Genomic DNA, 15,774 nt, shown 5'->3' on the forward strand with positions numbered 1-15,774 from the left:
CAGCCGCGCCCCCGCGTACTCCACCCCCACCGCGACGGCCTCCTCCTCGGCTTCTCTCACCACGAGCGCTGGCGCCATGCCGCCCGTCCTACCGCGCTGCCGAGATGTGTTGGATCTTGAGAAATGTTCCGTCCACGCCTCCCGTGCGGTGGGACGCGCACGCCTGGGGGACGCCCGGGCGCTATCAGCATCAACATGCATTGTGGGGCAGTCCCGCTCGCGGGGGAGGGGCCTCGGGGTCGGTAAGACTTACCGGAAAACCCCCGACATCTCAGAACAGGTGCGCGCGACTTCGCGGCCGGAGGGGTGCCCCTCCCGGTCGCAGGTCGGTGCGATGCTGTCTACAAACCTCGGGGGTTTCGAAATCTCCCGAGGTTTGTACACAGCAGCGCGCAGCACTCGGCCCGACACCCCTCCCCTCCCTCGCGCATCCCCGGAGCGCCTCGCAGGGCAGTGCCAGCACGCGCTTGGCGGATGCGAGGGGAGCCCGTCCCGTCCCGGCTTTCCCACAGAGCTGATGCGCGTTGGGCACAGCGGGCGGATTCATCCCTCACCCCGACCCTCTCCCAGAGGGAGAGGGGACGGCTGCACCCACTTTCTTCCGTTTGACCGCGCTGGATTCCGTGGTCACTGCCCGCGTCGGTCGACCGGGAGGCCCGGGCCATTCCGCGCGCGCCGGCATTTTCGCGTAAGGTGACGCCCACCGGTTGCCCCTGCCCTGCGCGCGCATGTCCTCCTCGATCGAACAGCTGGGGCCCTCCCACGCAGAGGCACTGCGCGCCCTGCTGTCGAAGGACCCGGTGCACCACCTGTACCTGCTCGGCCTGGCCGAGGAGTACGGGCTGGAGGCACGTCCCGGTCCCGGCGGCAGTGCCTTCTGGGGGCGCTTCGAGGCAGGCGCGCTGACGGGCGTGCTCTTCGTCGGAGGCGGGGGCGGGCTGCTGGTGCCCAGCGCGCTCGACGCCGCCGCGGTGGGCGCCTTCACCGAGGCGCTGGGCAAGGACCTGCGCGTGCAGGCCTGTCTCGGAGAGAAGCCTGCGGTGGATGCCCTGATGCGCGCGCTGTGCCCGCGCACGCCGCGGCTCTCGCGGGTGCAGCGGCTCTTCGGCGTCTCGGCGGACGACCTGGGCCCCTTCACCAACCCCACGCTGCGGCTCGCGCGCGAGGAGGACCTGCCGCGCCTGCTCCCGCTCGCGCTGGGCGCGGTGCGCGAGGGGCTGGAGCGCGACCCGCTCGCGGACGGGGCGGGCCTCTTCGAAGCGCGGGTGCGCCGGCGCGTGCGCGCGCGCCGCACCTACGTGCTCGAGGAGGCAGGAGCGCTGGTCTTCAAGGTGGACGTGGGCAGCCGCTCGCAGCACGGCGCCGAGCTCGAGGGGCTGTACACGCTGCCGGGCCAGCGGCGAAAGGGCCACGCCACGCTGTGCCTCGGGCAGATCTCACGCCACCTGCTCTCCTCGCTGCCGCGACTCACGCTGCGCGTGGACGAGCAGAACGCGAGCCTCGCGGGCATCGCGCGCAAGGTGGGCTTCGTGCCGGGGCGCCCGCAGCGACTGGTGTTGGTGGACTGAGCTAGGCTCGCGGGCGCACTCCCCTTCCCTCTCCCCGAGGCCCGCCCATGAAGCCCCACGTCCTGCTGCGCATCTCCGCCGTCCTGCTCGCCGTCTTCGCCGTGGGGCACACCTTCGGAGTGCTGAGCCAGCACTCGGCCGGGCCCGCGGAGGACGCGGTGGTCGCGGCGATGCGGGGCTACCAGTTCGACATGATGGGCACGCCGCGCACGCTGTGGGACTTCTTCCTCGGCGGGCAGTGGTTCATGAGCGCGGGCGCCTTCGTGATGGTGGTGGCGCTGTGGCAGGCGGGGACGCTCGCGCGCCAGCACGGCACCTCGGTGCGGCCGCTGGTGGTGCTGCTCGCGCTCGGCGCGGCGGCCTACGCGGTGCTCAGCTGGCGCTTCTTCTTCATCGCGCCGCTGGTCTCCTGCGCGCTCTCGGCGCTGTTCGCGGGCGCAGCGGCGCTGCGGCTCGGGAGCGCGCCCGAGGTGGCTCCCGCGCCGCTGCAGCCCTGAGCCGTCCAGCTCAGGAGTGGATCTTCTCGCCGCGCTCTAGCATCCCCACGAAGAGCGCGAGCCGCTTCGCGCGCGTCTCGGGCTTCTTCGCGGTGTGCAGCCGGTAGAGGATGGCGTAGCGGTTGGCCGAGTCGAGCGCGGCGAAGAAGGTGGCCGCGCGCGGGCGCGTGGCGAGCTCCTTCGCGAGGTCCTCGGGCACGCTGGCGCGGCTCTGCGAGGCGTAGGCCGCCTCCCAGCGCCCGTCGGCCTTCGCGCGCTCCACCTCGGCGAGCCCCGCGGGCTGCATGCGCCCCGCTTCGATGAGCGCGAGCGCCTTGTCGCGGTTGATGCGCGACCAGGGGCTGCGCGCGGTGCGCGGGGTGAAGCGCTGCAGCCAGGCGCTCTCGTCGTGTGAGGCCTTCTGGCCGTCGATCCACCCCCACGCGAGCGCCACCTCGAGCGCTTCCGCGTAGGTGACGGAGGGCGTGCCCGAGTCCTTCTTCGCGAGCTTCAGCCACAGCCCCGGCGAGCGCGCGTGGTGCTTCGCGAGCCAGGTGTCGAAGGCGCGCGGGTTCGCGAAGGCGCGCACCTCGAGCTCGGGCTTGGGGGTCTTCGTTGCCATGGGCGCGAAGTATAGACGCACGAGGGCCCCGCTCCCGACGGAGGAGAGCGGGGCCCAGGGGTGCTCACGGCTCAGGCACTAGTCGTGCGCGTAGATGTTGTTGTTGCGCGTCTCGCGCACGAAGGGCACGCCGATGAGCAGGGTGATGGCGGCGACGATGATCGGATACCAGAGGCCCGAGTAGATGTTGCCGGTGGCCGCCACGATCGCGAAGGCGGTGGTGGGCAGGAAGCCGCCGAACCAGCCGTTGCCGATGTGGTACGGCAGCGACATGGACGTGTAGCGGATGCGGGTGGGGAACATCTCCACGAGCATCGCGGCGATGGGGCCGTAGACCATGGTCACGTAGATGACCAGGATGGTGAGCAGCAGCGTGGTCATCACGTAGTTGATGCGGCTGGAGTCGGCCTTGGCGGGGTAGCCCGCGCCGGTGGCGGCCTTGCCCACGGCGGCCTCGAAGCGCGCGCCCTCGGCCTTCGCGTCCGCGGCCTTCGTCGCGTCATACGAGGGGATGACCGTGTCGCCCACCTTCACGCTGGCGACGGTGCCGGCGGGGGCCTCGTGGTTCGAGTAGGGCACGCCGCGCTTCACCAGCGCCGCCTTGGCCACGTCGCAGGAGGACGTGAACTTGGAGGTACCCACCGGGTTGAACTGCACCGAGCAGTCCGCGGGGTCCGCCGAGACGACCACGGGCGCGGTGGAGATGGCGCCCTCGAGCGCGGGGTTCGCGAAGTGGGTGATGCCCTTGAAGAGCGGGAAGTAGGTGAGGATCGCGAGCAGCAGCCCCGCCATGATGATGGGCTTGCGGCCGATGCGGTCCGAGAGCGCGCCGAAGATGACGAAGAAGGGCGTGCCGATGAGCAGCGCCGCGGCGATCATCAGGTTCGCCGGCTGCGCGTCCACCTTCAGCGTCTGGGTGAGGAAGAAGAGCGCGTAGAACTGGCCCGTGTACCAGACCACCGCTTGCCCCGCGACCACGCCGAAGAGCGCGAGCAGCACGATCTTGAGGTTCGGCCAGTGGGCGAAGGACTCGCGCAGCGGGGCCTTGGAGGTCTTGCCCTCGCTCTTCATGCGCTTGAAGGCGGGAGACTCGCTGAGCTTGAGGCGGATCCAGGTGGAGACGCCCAGCAGCAGGATGGAGAGCAGGAACGGGATGCGCCACGCCCAGCGGTCGAAGTCCTCGGCGCTCACGGCCAGGCGGCAGCCGAGGATGATGAGCAGCGAGAGGAAGAGGCCCATGGTGGCGGTGGTCTGGATCCACGCGGTGTAGCTGCCGCGCTTGCCGTGCGGCGCGTGCTCGGCCACGTAGGTGGCCGCGCCGCCGTACTCGCCGCCCAGCGCGAGCCCCTGCAGCAGGCGCAGGAAGATGAGGATCACGGGCGCCGCGATGCCGATGGTGGCGTAGCTGGGCAGCAGGCCGACGATGAAGGTCGACAGGCCCATGATGAGGATGGTGACGAGGAAGGTGTACTTGCGGCCCACCAGGTCGCCGAGGCGCCCGAAGAAGAGCGCGCCGAAGGGGCGCACCGCAAAGCCCGCCGCGAACGCGAGCAGCGCGAAGATGAAGGCGGCGGTGGGATTGACGCCCGAGAAGAACTGCTTCGCGATCACGGCGCTCAAGGAGCCGTAGAGGTAGAAGTCGTACCACTCGAAGACGGTGCCCAGCGACGAGGCGAAGATGACCTTTCGCTCCTCACTGGTCATGGGCCTCGCGGCCTCCACCATCTCAACGCTCTGACTTGCGGGTTGTGCCACGGTCGTCTCCCCGGTGCGGCGGGTGGGCCTGCTCTGCCGTGCGACAGGCGCGCGCGCTGGAAGCGCACGTGCGCTGTCTGGGGTTGTAGGACCCTTGCGTTGCGCAAAGAAAGTTATGGCGACCAGCAGGCGTTGGCACGGCCACAGACGCGGCGCGTCATCCGGGGAATGCGCTAGGGTCCGCCGGCCTTCTGTGCCCAGCGCCCTCATGAGCTCCTCCACCCCCACCGCCCGCCGGCGCCCGCTCTCCGGAGCAGGGCCCGTGCTGCTGCACCAGCCCACGGACCCGCGCTGGCTCCCGCTCGCCCTCTCGCGCTTCGACGAGGTGCTGGTGGATCACGCCCACTGCGAGAAGAAGGCGGCCGCCAACGCGCTCAGCCTCATCCAGAGCTACCCGGACCTGCCGGGGCTGCCCGCGCAGATGGCGCGGCTCGCGCGCGAGGAGAGCGCGCACCTCGCGAAGGTGCTCGAGCTGCTGGAGGCGCGCGGCCTCACCCTCGGGCGCGACGGGGGAGACCCCTACGCCCAGGCGCTGCAGACCTGGGTGCGCAACGGGGCCGCCGAGCGGCGCGTGGACCGGCTGCTGGTGGCGGCGGTGATCGAGGCGCGCTCCTGCGAGCGCCTCTCACTGCTGGCCGAGGGGCTCGAGGAGCCCCCGCTCAAGCGCTTCTACGCGGAGCTGGCGCAGAGCGAGGACGGGCACCAGGCCCTCTTCCACCGGCTCGCGCTCGCCGCCGCGGGCGGGGACGAGGCGCAGGTGGGCGCGCGGCTCGAGAGCCTGCTCGCGCGCGAGGCGGAGGTGGTGGTGGCGGTGGGCCTGCGCGCGGCCATCCACTAGCGCTGCAGCGCGCTCACCGGCGCTGCGCGCGCGGGGGGCGCACCCTTCGCGCCCGGGCCGTCGAAGGGCCACACCAGCGGCACCGCGAACATGAGCAGCGCCACGAGCACCGCGGTGAGCGGGGTGCCGAGGCGGAAGAAGTCGGTGAAGCGGTAGTGGCCGGGGCCGTACACCATCACGCAGCTGGGCTCGAGCGGGGTGATGAAGGAGCAGCTCGCCGAGAGCGTGACGGCCATCACGAAGGGGCGGGGGTCCACGCCCAGCTGGGTGGCCGCGTTGATCGCCACCGGCAGCACCACGAGCGCCGCGGCCTGGTTGCTCATGGGCGCGGAGAGCAGGATGGTGAGCAGCATCAGCACCAGCATCACGCCGCGCGGGCCCCCGACCCCCGTGTTGGCCAGCAGCGCCACCTTCTGGCCGAGGAAGCGCCCCGCGCCGCTCGTCTCCATGGCCACGCCGAGCGCGAGCATGGAGCCGATGAGCAGCGCCACGCGCCAGTCCACCCGGAAGGCGAGGCGCGAGTCCACGCACCCGGTGGCGATCATCAGCAGCATGCCGACGAGGCCCGCGACCGAGAGCGGGACGAGCTCGAGCGAGCCCACCACCAGCACGCTGAGGAAGATGCCGAGCGCGAGCAGCGCCTTCGCGTAGCGCGGCGCCTGGTGCTCCACGTCGCTCAGCACGATGAGCAGGTTGTTCTGCAGGAGCGCCGGGGCGCGCTCGCGCGGGCCGCGCAGGAGCACCACGTCGCCCACGTTGAGGTCGAGGCTCGCGAGCGAGTTGCCGCCGAAGATGCGCCCGAGCAGCTGCAGCTTCGTGAGGCGCTGGATGTTGGGCCGGCGGTGCAGCGCGAGCACCACCATGCCGAAGCGGTCCGCGAACATCGTCTCGCGCAGGGTGCGCCCGATGAGCGGGCTGCCGGGCGGCACGCTGGCCTCCACCATCACCAGGTCCTTGCCCAGCGTCTCGTCCTCCTGCAGCCGCACGTCCGCGCGGATCTCGATGCCCTGGAGGTCCTTCACCCGCAATATGTCCTCGCGCTGCCCCTCGATGAGCAGCCGGTCCTCGCGCGTGAGCACGTGCGTGGGGAGCGCAGGCAGGCTCTGGCCGTTGCGCACCAGCCCGATGACCCGGATGCCGAGCCCCTCGCTGATCTCCGCGAGCGGCTTGCCCAGGTAGCGGCTGCCCGCCGGGAGGCACGCTTCGGCGATGAACTCGCGGAAGGTCCACTCGCTCGCGCCCTCCTTGCCCTTGCGCACCGGCAGGAGCAGCGGCCCCAGCAGCACCACCACGAGGATGCCCACGACGGCGATGGGCACCCCCAGGGGCGTGAGCTCGGTCACCCCGATGCCCTTCATCCCGCGCTGCTGCAGCGCCTCGCTCACCACGAGGTTCGTGCTGGTGCCGTAGAGGAAGATGGTGCCGCCCAGCATGGAGGCGTACGCGAGCGGCAGCAGGACCTTGCTCTTGGGCACCTTCGCCCGGTTCGCCGCGCCGATGGCGACCGGCAGGAAGGCCGCGGTGGTCACCGTGTTGGAGACGAGGCTGCTGAAGGCCCCCACCGTCACCATCATCGCGAAGACGAAGGTCTGGTGCCCGAAGCGCGCGAAGAAGCTCATCCGCTGCCCGATGAGCTGCACCACGCCGGTGCTCGCCAGGCCCTGCGTCATCGCGAGCAGGGTGAAGATGAAGATGACGGTGTCGTTGCTGAAGCCCGCGAAGGCCTGCTCCGGGGTGAGCACCCGCGTGAGCGCGAGCAGGCACACCACGGTGAGCGCGCTCACCTCGATCGGGATGGACTCGATCGCGAAGAGCACCACTGCGAGCACCACCACACCCAGCACGATCGCGACGGCCATTCGGGCCCCTCAAGCCTCCCTGTTCCCCCAAGGTGGGACCGCCCGGGGCGGATGGTGAGGGGGTGGCGCGCACCGAGCGTCCAATTTATGAAAGCTGGGCTGTGGATTAGTAAAGTTTAGGGTTTCCTTCGGCTGGCGGAGGGGTGGGCGGGGTGGCAGATGTTGCTTTTCCAGGGCCCTTGCCGAAGGGTGCGTCCTGTTCCCGCGCGGGCTGGTCGCAGGCCCACCAGCCGAGCCGCGCGGGGGGCAACGACTTCCGAGAAACGAGGGAAAACCAGATGGCTTCCGTGCAGGGCAATGCGTTGACGAAGAACTCCCACCTGCTCGGGTGGGTGGCGGAGATGGCCAAGCTCACCCAGCCGGACCAGATCGTCTGGTGTGACGGCAGCGAGGCGGAGAAGAAGCGCCTCACGGACGAGTGCGTCCAGGCCGGCATCCTGATGCCGCTCAACCAGGAGAAGCGCCCGGGCTGCTACTACGCCCGCTCCAACCCCAACGACGTGGCGCGCGTGGAGCACCTCACCTTCATCTGCACGCCCAACAAGGAGGACGCGGGGCCCACCAACAACTGGATGGACCCGGACGCCGCCTACGCGAAGCTGGGCAACCTCTTCGAGGGCTGCATGAAGGGCCGCACCATGTACGTGGTGCCCTACGTGATGGGCCCCATCGGCAGCCCCTTCGCCAAGGTGGGCGTGGAGCTGACCGACTCTGCGTACGTGGTCCTCAACATGCGGATCATGGCGCGCATGGGGAAGCAGGCGCTCGACATGCTGGGCGACAGCAACGACTTCAACCGCGGCCTGCACTCCACGGGCGACCTCAACCCCGAGCGCCGCTACATCTGCCACTTCCCCCAGGACAACACCATCTGGAGCTTCGGCTCGGGCTACGGCGGCAACGTGCTGCTGGGCAAGAAGTGCCTCGCGCTGCGCATCGGCAGCTACCTGGGCAAGAACGAGGGCTGGCTCGCCGAGCACATGCTCATCCTCGGCGTCACCTCTCCGCAGGGCGAGACCACCTACGTCGCGGCCGCGTTCCCCTCGGCCTGCGGCAAGACCAACTTCGCCATGATGATCCCGCCCAAGGAGTACCAGGGCTGGAAGATCGAGACCGTGGGCGACGACATCGCCTGGATGAACGTGGGCAAGGACGGCCGCCTCTACGCCATCAACCCCGAGGCCGGCTACTTCGGCGTCGCGCCGGGCACCAACAACAAGACCAACCCCAACGCCATGGCCTGCGTGGCCAAGGACACCATCTTCACCAACGTGGCGCTCACCCCGGACGGGGACGTGTGGTGGGAGGGGATGGACGGCCCGGTGCCCGAGGAGCTCACCGACTGGCAGGGCCGCCCCTGGAAGAAGGGCAGCAGCGAGAAGGCCGCGCACCCCAACAGCCGCTTCACCGCGCCGGCGAGCAACAACCCCGCGCTCAGCCCCAAGGTGAACGACCCGATGGGCGTGCCCATCAGCGCGATCATCTTCGGCGGCCGCCGCTCCACCACCGTGCCGCTCGTGCTCCAGGCCTTCAACTGGACCCACGGCGTGTTCCTGGGCGCCACCATGGGCTCGGAGACCACCGCTGCGGCCACCGGCAAGGTGGGCGTGGTGCGCCGCGACCCGATGGCGATGCTGCCCTTCTGCGGCTACAACATGGGCGACTACTTCCAGCACTGGCTGGACATGCAGAGCTCCATCAAGCAGCTGCCCAAGATCTTCCAGGTGAACTGGTTCCGCCAGGACGCGAACGGCAAGTTCATCTGGCCGGGCTACGGCGACAACATGCGCGTGCTCGAGTGGATCGTGAACCGCGTGCACGGCCGCGTCGCCACCCAGGAGACGCTGCTGGGCTGGGTGCCGCGCGAGGGCGACCTCAACCTCAAGGGGCTGGACGTCTCCAAGGAGCAGATGGCCGAGGCCACCGCCATCAAGCCCGAGGAGTGGAAGGCGGAGTTCAAGAGCCAGGAGCCCTTCTTCGAGCAGCTGGGCAGCAAGGCGCCCGAGTCGCTCATGCTGCAGCGCAAGCTGCTGATGAGCCGCATCGAAGCTTGATCGGCGCGTAGGCCCCCGGGAATCGGGTAGATCCAGGGCCGCTCCCAGCACGCTGGGGGCGGCCCTTTCTCATGTTCCTCCTCCTCTCCAAGCTGCTGGACGTGCTGCTCAGCCCGCTCGCGTGGGCGCTGCTGCTGGGCGCGCTCGCGCTGCTGCTCGCCCGGCGCCGCCCGCGCGGCAGCCGCACGCTCGCGCTCGGGGCGCTCGCGCTGCTGTACCTCTTCAGCGTGCAGCCGGTGTCCAACGCGCTGATGTACCTGACCGAGTCGGGCGCGCGCTCGAGCTACCGGCCCCAGCACACCTACGACGCGGTGATCGTGCTCGGGGGCGCGCTGGAGCCGGGGGCCACGCGCGCGAGCGGCGAGGTGCAGCTCAACGCCGCGGCGGAGCGGGTGGAGAAGGGCTTCGAGCTGCTGCAGGGCGGGCACGCGCGGCAGGCGCTCCTGAGCGGCGGGGCCATCGACCCCGGCCAGCCGCTCGAGGCCGAGGCGATGGCGCGGCTGCTCACGCGCTGGGGCATCTCCCCTTCCCGCCTCGTGCTCGAGGCGAAGAGCCGCAACACGCGCGAGAACGCGCTGGAGGCCGCGCGCGTGGTGCAGCGCGAGCGCTGGGGCTCGCTCCTGCTCGTCACCAGCGCGGCGCACCTGCCGCGCGCGGTGGGCTGCTTTCGCGCGGTGGGGCTGCAGCCGGACACGCTCGCGGTGGACGTGCGCGCGGTGCCGCCCACCTGGGGCGGCCTGCTCACGAGCTCCCTGCCGCGCGCGGCGCACCTGAACGAGAGCGAGCTCGCGCTGCGCGAGCTCGCCGGGCGCGCCGTCTACCGGCTGCGCGGCTACAGCGCGCCCTGAAGCCGCACGGCGCGTGCGGGTGCCCGGACTGCGGGAGCGGGGGGGGGGCGGCGCGCCCCGTCCTGCAGTCCAGGCTGCTGTCCACTCGCGCGGGCGGCTTGCTGGGCGCGGGAGGACGCGTGACATAGCGTCCCGGCACCCATGACTTCGCAGCCAGGCCCGCTCCGGGTGCTCCTCGTCGAGGACGAGGCCCACCACGCCCAGCAGATCGCCCAGTGCCTCACGGCCGCCGGCGCGCAGGTGGTGCACGAGCCCGACGGGCTCACCGCGCTGGGCCACCTGCGCAGCCAGCCCCCGCCGGACCTGGTGGTGCTGGACCTGCTGCTGCCGGGCGTGAACGGCTGGAACTTCTACGCCGAGATGCGCCGCAACCCGGCCTTCCCCAAGGTGCCCATCCTGGTGGTCACCTCCGCCGGGCTGCACCCGCCCGCGGAGCTCGCGAACCTGGTGGGCTTCCTGCGCAAGCCGTCGCACCCCTCGGCCGTGCCCGCGTTCGAGGCGGAGCTGCGCGCGGTGCTCGCCTCGCTGCGCGCCGGGACGCCTGGAGCGCAGGGCGGCGCGCAGAGCGGGGCGGAGGGCGCATGAGCCGGATGCCCATCCTGCTGATCGAGGACGACACGGACCTGCGCGCGGCGCACCAGGAGCTGCTCGAGCTCGCCGGCTACGAGGTGCACTGCGCGGCGGACGGGCGCGAGGCCCTGACCCAGCTCGTGCGCGTGTCCGAGTGGGGCCTCATCCTGCTGGACATCCACATGCCCCGGATGTGCGGCGAGGAGTTCCTCGCGCACCTCGCGCGGCGCGTGTGCCCCATCCCGCTGCCCATCGTGGTGCTCTCGGCGCACCTCGCGAGGCCTCCGTCCGGGGTGCTGGGGCTGCTCACCAAGCCCGTGTCCGCCGGGCGCCTGCTGGACCTCGCCCGCGCGCACTGCCTTCCAGTACAGCAAAGGGTCGCCTGAGGAATGCAGGAGGCCCCCCGGGTGTGGTGTGGTCCGAGCACTCACAGCCCGGGCCCGCCCCGGAAGGAGCCTCCCGATGCGCCTCGGACGCACGCTGCTCACCCTCGCGCTCGGCGCTGCCCTGCCAGCGCTCGCATCCTCCCCACCTGCCCCTGCCCCTGCGCTCAAGGGCATCGAGGTGGGGGACCTCGACCGCAAGGTGGACCCCTGCACGGACTTCTACGCGTTCGCCAACGGGGCGTGGCGCCAGCAGAACCCCATCCCGCCGTCCATGGTGCGCTGGAGCCGCCGCTGGCAGGCCGGTGAGAGCGCGAAGGAGCGGCTGAAGGAGATCCTGGACGAGGTCTCCCAGCGCCGCGACTGGAAGCCCGGCAGCGTGGAGCAGCTCATCGGGGACCACTACGGCGCCTGCATGGACGAGGCGGCGGTGGAGGCGCGCGGGGTGCAGCCCGTGGAGCCGCTGCTGCAGCAGATTGCCGCGCTGAAGGACGGGGCGGGCGTGCAGGGGATGATCGCCACGCTGCACCAGATGAGCCTGCCGGTGCCCTTCGGGCTCGCCGCGCAGTCGGCCTACGCCGAGCCCACGCGCGTCATCGTGCACCTCTTCGCGAGCGGGCTGGGGCTGCCGGACCGCGACTACTACGTGAAGACCGAGCCGCGCTTCGTCGAGGCGCGCGAGAAGTACCGCGCGCACGTGGCGCGCCTCTTCCAGCTCGCCGGCCGCAGCGAGGCCGAGGCGAAGCAGGCGGGCGAGGACGTGCTCGCGATGGAGACGGAGCTCGCGCGCGCCTCCCTGGACAACGTGGCGCTGCGAGACCCCGCCAACACCGACCACATGATGAAGTTCGCGGCGCTGCAGAAGCTCGCGCCCGCCTTCGACTGGGCCGGCTACTACCGGCGCCTGGGCGTGCAGCGCGCGGACCTCAACGTGATGGAGCCCAAGTTCCTCCAGGAGCTGGACCGGCAGCTGAAGGAGACGCCGCTGCCGCGCTGGAAGACCTACCTCACCTGGCACGTGCTGCGCGCCGCCGCGCCGCAGCTCACGCGCGCCTTCGTGCAGGAGGACTTCGCCTTCGACCAGCAGTACCTGGGCGGCGCGAAGGAGCTGAAGCCGCGCTGGAAGCGCTGCGTGGAGTCCACGGACCGGCTGCTGGGCGAGGCGCTGGGCAAGAAGTACGTGGAGCGCTACTTCCCGCCCGCGGCGAAGGCCCGCATGCAGGTGATGGTGAAGGACCTGCTCGCCTCCATGGGGGACACGATCCAGGGCCTGGACTGGATGGGGCCGCAGACGAAGAAGCAGGCGCTCGAGAAGCTCGCGACCTTCAACCCGAAGATCGGCTACCCGGACAAGTGGAAGGACTACTCGAGCGTGAAGGTGGACCGCGCGCACCACTGGGAGAACGTGGTGGCGGGGCGCAAGTTCGCCATGCGCGATGCGCTCTCCACGGTGAACCGCCCGGTGGACCGCGGCCGCTGGGACATCACGCCGCCCACCTCGGACGCCTACTACAACCCCTCGCTCAACGAGATCGTCTTCCCCGCGGGCATCCTGCAGCCGCCCGCCTTCAGCATGGAGGCGAACGACGCGGTGAACTACGGCGCCATCGGCGTGGTCATCGGGCATGAGATCAGCCACGGCTTCGACGACCAGGGCGCCAAGTTCGACGCGCAGGGGCGCCTGCGCGACTGGTGGCAGCCGGCGGACCTGAAGCACTTCTCCGAGCGCGGCGCCTGCGTGGTGCAGCAGTTCGACAAGTACCCGGTGGAGGGCGGCGTCTTCCACAACGGCAAGCTGGTGCTGGGCGAGAGCATCGGGGACCTCGCGGGCGCGAAGATCGCCTACGGCGCCCTGCAGCGCGCGATGAAGCGCACGCCGGTGCCCACGGTGGACGGCTTCACCCCCGAGCAGCAGTTCTTCATCGCCTGGGGGCAGTTCCGCGGCGATGCGGTGCGCCCCGAGACCCAGCGCCTGATGGTGCAGGGAGACCCGCACCCCATTGGCAAGTACCGGGTGGTGGGACCGCTCTCGAACCTGCGCGAGTTCCAGCAGGCCTTCCAGTGCAAGGACGGCGCGCCCATGGTGCGCCCGGCCGCGCAGCGCTGCGAGGTGTGGTGATGAGCGCCCGCATCTCCCTCGTCGTCACCTTCACCGGCCCGGACCGCCCGGGCATCGTCAGCGCGCTCTCGCACTCGGTGGCGAGCCACGGCGGCAACTGGGAGAAGAGCCGCATGGCGCGCCTGTCCGGGCGCTTCGCCGGCATCCTGCAGGTGTCCGTCGAGGAGGCGCACGCCGAGGCGCTCACCCGCGAGCTCGAGCGCGTGGAGGGCCTCAGCGTGCGCGTGGACCGCGACCCGCCCAGCGAGCTGCCCCTGGGCGAGCAGCGGCTGCACCTGGAGCTCACCGGGGCGGACCGCCCGGGCATCGTGCGCGACGTGACGGGCGCGCTCGCGCGGCGCGGGGTGAGCATCGTGGACCTCTCCACCGAGTCGGTGAGCGCCCCCATGTCCGGCGAGGCCCTGTTCAAGGCCACCGCGGACCTGCGCTGCACCTCGCACCTGGACCTGGAGCTCCTGCGCCGCGAGGTGGAGAGCCGGCTCACCGACGACCTGATGGTGGACCTCACGCTCGTGCCGCCGCACGGCTGAGAGCCAGGGGCGCTCAGCTCTGGGACGGGGCGCGCCGGCACTCGGCCGCCCCGTCGCGCGAGCGGTAGAGCGCGGCGGCGAGGCTGTGGCCCACCTCGCCGCAGAGCACCTCGAAGGCGCGGCGCCGCGCGCCGCCCACCACCTTGCGCGCGGGCTGGCCGATGACCTGCTGCCGGATGAAGCAGTTGTAGCCGAGCAGCCGCCCGCGCGAGTCGAACACGGTGATGCCGTCCATGCCGATCATCCGGCGATAGAGGCTGCCGTACGCGATGAGCCCCAGCGCGTCCCGCTCGCCGTGCTCCGCCTCGTAGCGCAGCGCGAGCGCGGTGAGGTCCAGGGGCTCCGCGAGCCACAGCCCGTCCGAGAGGAAGTCCGGGGCCTGCGCGCGCGCATCGAGCACGGCCACCAGTGCGCCGTGGGCGCCGCTCACCACCTCCACCCCGATGCGGTAGTAGAAGGCGCGCAGCTGGGGGCGCAGCGGCTCGGGCACGTCGCGGGTCACCGCCTCCACGAAGTCCGCGAGCACGCGCATCGGGCTGCCGCTCTCCAGGTGCGCGGTGCCCGAGAAGTCGAAGAAGAGGTTCGCCCCGCCGGGGCCCCGCACTCCCACCACGCGCTCGCCCAGCGAGGTGATGCCCACCAGCGGCGGCGCGTCCGCAGGCAGCGTGCGCAGCGCCTCGAAGGAGGTGACGCGCAGCGGGGAGCGGTCCGTGCAGAACACCCCGAACTGCAGCTGCCCCTCCCCCACCAGCAGCACGATCGCCCACTGCCGCCCCTCGGCGAGCGGCGCGCAACTGCGCAGCGCGAGCCGCACGCACTCGAGCGAGACCACCCCGCTGCCCAGCAGCACCGGGTGCGTGCCGTGCACGGCCTGCAGCAGCTCCTCGAGCCCGCGGCCGATGAACACCACCGGGGCGAGCGGGAAGCCCTCCTCGTGGAAGCTGGAGACCTGCACCACCGCCTCCACCAGCACCTCCGTCCCCACGCCCGGCTCCAGCCCGAGCGCGCGCGCGAGCGGAGCCAGCCGGTCGGCGAGCGCGGGGCGGAAGGACAGCAGCGATTCCATGGGCTGCAGTCTCCCCCGCGCGCCCTCCCGGGCCAACCGCGCGCCCGGGGCCCCGGGTGCCTGTTGAGCAGTCGGCCAGGCGTGCGCAGGGCACCCTGGCCCGGCGTCCCTCTCGACGCGGGGAGCCCGCGGGCATACCCCCAACGCCATGCGACAGACCGACACGGTGGCGCTGCTGGGCGCGGGGCTGATGGGCACGGGCATGGGCCGAAGCCTCCTGCGCGCGGGGCTGAAGGTGCGCGCGTGGAACCGCACCCGCGAGCGCCTGCGCCCGCTGGAGGAGGCCGGGGCCAGGGCCTGCGAGAGCGCGCGCGAGGCGGCCCGGGGCGCCGGGGTGGTGCTCACCATGCTCTCGGACGGCGCGGCAGTGGAGGCGGTGATGACGGGCGCGGACGGGGTGCTCGCCTCGCTCGACCCGGGCGCGGTGTGGGCGCAGATGAGCACCGTGGGCATCGCCGCCACCGAGCGGCTGATGGCGGCGGCCGCGGGCCGGGAGGTCGCGTACGTGGATGCGCCGGTGCTCGGCACCCGGGAGCCGGCGGAAGCCGGCCAGCTGCTGGTGCTCGCCTCGGGGGAGGAGGCGGCGCTGCGGGCGTGTGAGCGGGTCTTCTCCGCGGTGGGCAGCCGCACGCTGCCGCTGGGCGCCGCGGGCCAGGGCACGCGCACCAAGCTGGTGGTCAACGCGTGGCTGGTGGGGCTGCTGGGCGCGCTCGCCGAGTCCTTCGCGGTGGCGCGCAGCGTGGGCGTGCCCGAGGAGCGGCTGCTGGAGGTCATCGCCGGCGGCGGGCTGGACGTGAAGTACGCGCACCTCAAGGGCAAGCTGATGCTCGCGCACAGCTACCCCGCGAGCTTCCCGCTGCAGCTCGCGCTCAAGGACGCGCGGCTCGTGCGCGAGGCCGCGGCGGCCGCGAAGGTGTCCCTGCCGGTGATGGAGGGCGTCATCCGCCACTTCGAGCGCGCGCTGGAGAAGGGGCTGGGCGGCGAGGACATGGCGGCGCTCGCGGAGGCCGTGGGGCGCTGAGCGGGAATACGCAGCAGCGGTCGCAGCAGCAGGGCCCGAGCCCCCCGCCCCCTCCGGCGGAATAG

At 71.8% G+C, this 15,774-nt stretch carries 14 protein-coding genes; 10 read left to right on the top strand and 4 right to left on the bottom strand.

Annotation, left to right across the window (positions count from 1 at the left end; all coding sequences use genetic code 11):
* Window positions 1-728: 728 nt before the first annotated feature.
* Window positions 729-1,568: a GNAT family N-acetyltransferase gene (locus tag FGE12_RS29320; RefSeq protein ID WP_153869961.1), complete on the top strand. Its 840-nt coding sequence runs from the start codon at window positions 729-731 to the stop codon at window positions 1,566-1,568.
* Between the two features lie 47 nt (window positions 1,569-1,615).
* On the top strand, window positions 1,616-2,065 hold the full coding sequence (locus FGE12_RS29325) for a hypothetical protein (protein ID WP_153869962.1): 450 nt from the start codon (window positions 1,616-1,618) through the stop codon (window positions 2,063-2,065).
* A 10-nt stretch (window positions 2,066-2,075) separates the two neighbouring features.
* Here FGE12_RS29325 and FGE12_RS29330 read toward each other — a convergent pair whose 3' ends face one another.
* A complete protein-coding gene (locus tag FGE12_RS29330; protein WP_153869963.1) occupies window positions 2,076-2,666 on the bottom strand; it encodes a YdeI family protein in 591 nt (196 codons plus the stop codon).
* Between the two features lie 78 nt (window positions 2,667-2,744).
* On the bottom strand, window positions 2,745-4,370 hold the full coding sequence (locus FGE12_RS29335) for an MFS transporter (RefSeq protein ID WP_153869964.1): 1,626 nt from the start codon (window positions 4,368-4,370) through the stop codon (window positions 2,745-2,747).
* Window positions 4,371-4,629: 259 nt separating this feature from the next.
* Here FGE12_RS29335 and FGE12_RS29340 point away from each other — a divergent pair, with 259 nt between their 5' ends.
* Window positions 4,630-5,259, top strand: a complete 630-nt coding sequence (locus FGE12_RS29340; protein WP_153869965.1) for a tRNA-(ms[2]io[6]A)-hydroxylase — start codon at window positions 4,630-4,632, stop codon at window positions 5,257-5,259.
* Here FGE12_RS29340 and FGE12_RS29345 read toward each other — a convergent pair.
* On the bottom strand, window positions 5,256-7,118 hold the full coding sequence (locus FGE12_RS29345) for an SLC13 family permease (RefSeq protein WP_153869966.1): 1,863 nt from the start codon (window positions 7,116-7,118) through the stop codon (window positions 5,256-5,258). The genes FGE12_RS29340 and FGE12_RS29345 overlap by 4 nt on opposite strands.
* 278 nt (window positions 7,119-7,396) lie before the next feature.
* Here FGE12_RS29345 and FGE12_RS29350 point away from each other — a divergent pair, with 278 nt between their 5' ends.
* The 6 genes from FGE12_RS29350 to FGE12_RS29375 all read left to right on the top strand — a co-directional run bounded on the left by FGE12_RS29350 (window position 7,397) and on the right by FGE12_RS29375 (window position 13,622).
* Entirely contained in the window at window positions 7,397-9,172 is a 1,776-nt protein-coding gene (locus FGE12_RS29350; RefSeq protein WP_153869967.1) for a phosphoenolpyruvate carboxykinase (GTP), read from the top strand.
* Window positions 9,173-9,243: 71 nt separating this feature from the next.
* Complete coding sequence (locus FGE12_RS29355) at window positions 9,244-10,020, top strand: YdcF family protein (protein WP_153869968.1); 777 nt, start codon at window positions 9,244-9,246, stop codon at window positions 10,018-10,020.
* A 141-nt stretch (window positions 10,021-10,161) separates the two neighbouring features.
* Window positions 10,162-10,605 carry a response regulator gene (locus tag FGE12_RS29360; protein WP_153869969.1) on the top strand — a complete coding sequence of 148 codons (444 nt, stop codon included), beginning with the start codon at window positions 10,162-10,164 and terminating at the stop codon, window positions 10,603-10,605.
* A complete protein-coding gene (locus FGE12_RS29365) occupies window positions 10,602-10,976 on the top strand; it encodes a response regulator (protein ID WP_153869970.1) in 375 nt (124 codons plus the stop codon). Before FGE12_RS29360 ends, FGE12_RS29365 begins: the two co-directional genes overlap by 4 nt.
* A 76-nt stretch (window positions 10,977-11,052) precedes the next feature.
* Window positions 11,053-13,092 (top strand): M13 family metallopeptidase, encoded by a 2,040-nt coding sequence (locus FGE12_RS29370; protein ID WP_153869971.1) that lies wholly within the window; start codon window positions 11,053-11,055, stop codon window positions 13,090-13,092.
* Window positions 13,092-13,622 carry a glycine cleavage system protein R gene (locus FGE12_RS29375; protein ID WP_153869972.1) on the top strand — a complete coding sequence of 177 codons (531 nt, stop codon included), beginning with the start codon at window positions 13,092-13,094 and terminating at the stop codon, window positions 13,620-13,622. Before FGE12_RS29370 ends, FGE12_RS29375 begins: the two co-directional genes overlap by 1 nt.
* Before the next feature lie 13 nt (window positions 13,623-13,635).
* On the opposite strand, the gene FGE12_RS29380 is transcribed toward FGE12_RS29375, so the two are convergent.
* On the bottom strand, window positions 13,636-14,688 hold the full coding sequence (locus FGE12_RS29380) for a hypothetical protein (RefSeq protein WP_153869973.1): 1,053 nt from the start codon (window positions 14,686-14,688) through the stop codon (window positions 13,636-13,638).
* Between the two features lie 148 nt (window positions 14,689-14,836).
* Here FGE12_RS29380 and FGE12_RS29385 point away from each other — a divergent pair, with 148 nt between their 5' ends.
* Window positions 14,837-15,709: an NAD(P)-dependent oxidoreductase gene (locus FGE12_RS29385; protein WP_153869974.1), complete on the top strand. Its 873-nt coding sequence runs from the start codon at window positions 14,837-14,839 to the stop codon at window positions 15,707-15,709.
* Window positions 15,710-15,774: the final 65 nt, after the last annotated feature.

Origin of the sequence: Aggregicoccus sp. 17bor-14 (genome assembly GCF_009659535.1) — a bacterium.
In the GTDB taxonomy this organism is placed as follows: Bacteria; Myxococcota; Myxococcia; order Myxococcales; family Myxococcaceae; genus Aggregicoccus.

Coding starts and splice junctions, on each gene's coding strand:
- FGE12_RS29365 (WP_153869970.1), top strand. CDS start 10,602: ATGAGCCGGATGCCCATCCTGCTGATCGAGGACGACACGGACCTGCGC.
- FGE12_RS29330 (WP_153869963.1), bottom strand. CDS start 2,666: ATGGCAACGAAGACCCCCAAGCCCGAGCTCGAGGTGCGCGCCTTCGCG.
- FGE12_RS29385 (WP_153869974.1), top strand. CDS start 14,837: ATGCGACAGACCGACACGGTGGCGCTGCTGGGCGCGGGGCTGATGGGC.
- FGE12_RS29375 (WP_153869972.1), top strand. CDS start 13,092: ATGAGCGCCCGCATCTCCCTCGTCGTCACCTTCACCGGCCCGGACCGC.
- FGE12_RS29340 (WP_153869965.1), top strand. CDS start 4,630: ATGAGCTCCTCCACCCCCACCGCCCGCCGGCGCCCGCTCTCCGGAGCA.
- FGE12_RS29320 (WP_153869961.1), top strand. CDS start 729: ATGTCCTCCTCGATCGAACAGCTGGGGCCCTCCCACGCAGAGGCACTG.
- FGE12_RS29380 (WP_153869973.1), bottom strand. CDS start 14,688: ATGGAATCGCTGCTGTCCTTCCGCCCCGCGCTCGCCGACCGGCTGGCT.
- FGE12_RS29355 (WP_153869968.1), top strand. CDS start 9,244: ATGTTCCTCCTCCTCTCCAAGCTGCTGGACGTGCTGCTCAGCCCGCTC.
- FGE12_RS29370 (WP_153869971.1), top strand. CDS start 11,053: ATGCGCCTCGGACGCACGCTGCTCACCCTCGCGCTCGGCGCTGCCCTG.
- FGE12_RS29345 (WP_153869966.1), bottom strand. CDS start 7,118: ATGGCCGTCGCGATCGTGCTGGGTGTGGTGGTGCTCGCAGTGGTGCTC.
- FGE12_RS29360 (WP_153869969.1), top strand. CDS start 10,162: ATGACTTCGCAGCCAGGCCCGCTCCGGGTGCTCCTCGTCGAGGACGAG.
- FGE12_RS29350 (WP_153869967.1), top strand. CDS start 7,397: ATGGCTTCCGTGCAGGGCAATGCGTTGACGAAGAACTCCCACCTGCTC.
- FGE12_RS29325 (WP_153869962.1), top strand. CDS start 1,616: ATGAAGCCCCACGTCCTGCTGCGCATCTCCGCCGTCCTGCTCGCCGTC.
- FGE12_RS29335 (WP_153869964.1), bottom strand. CDS start 4,370: ATGACCAGTGAGGAGCGAAAGGTCATCTTCGCCTCGTCGCTGGGCACC.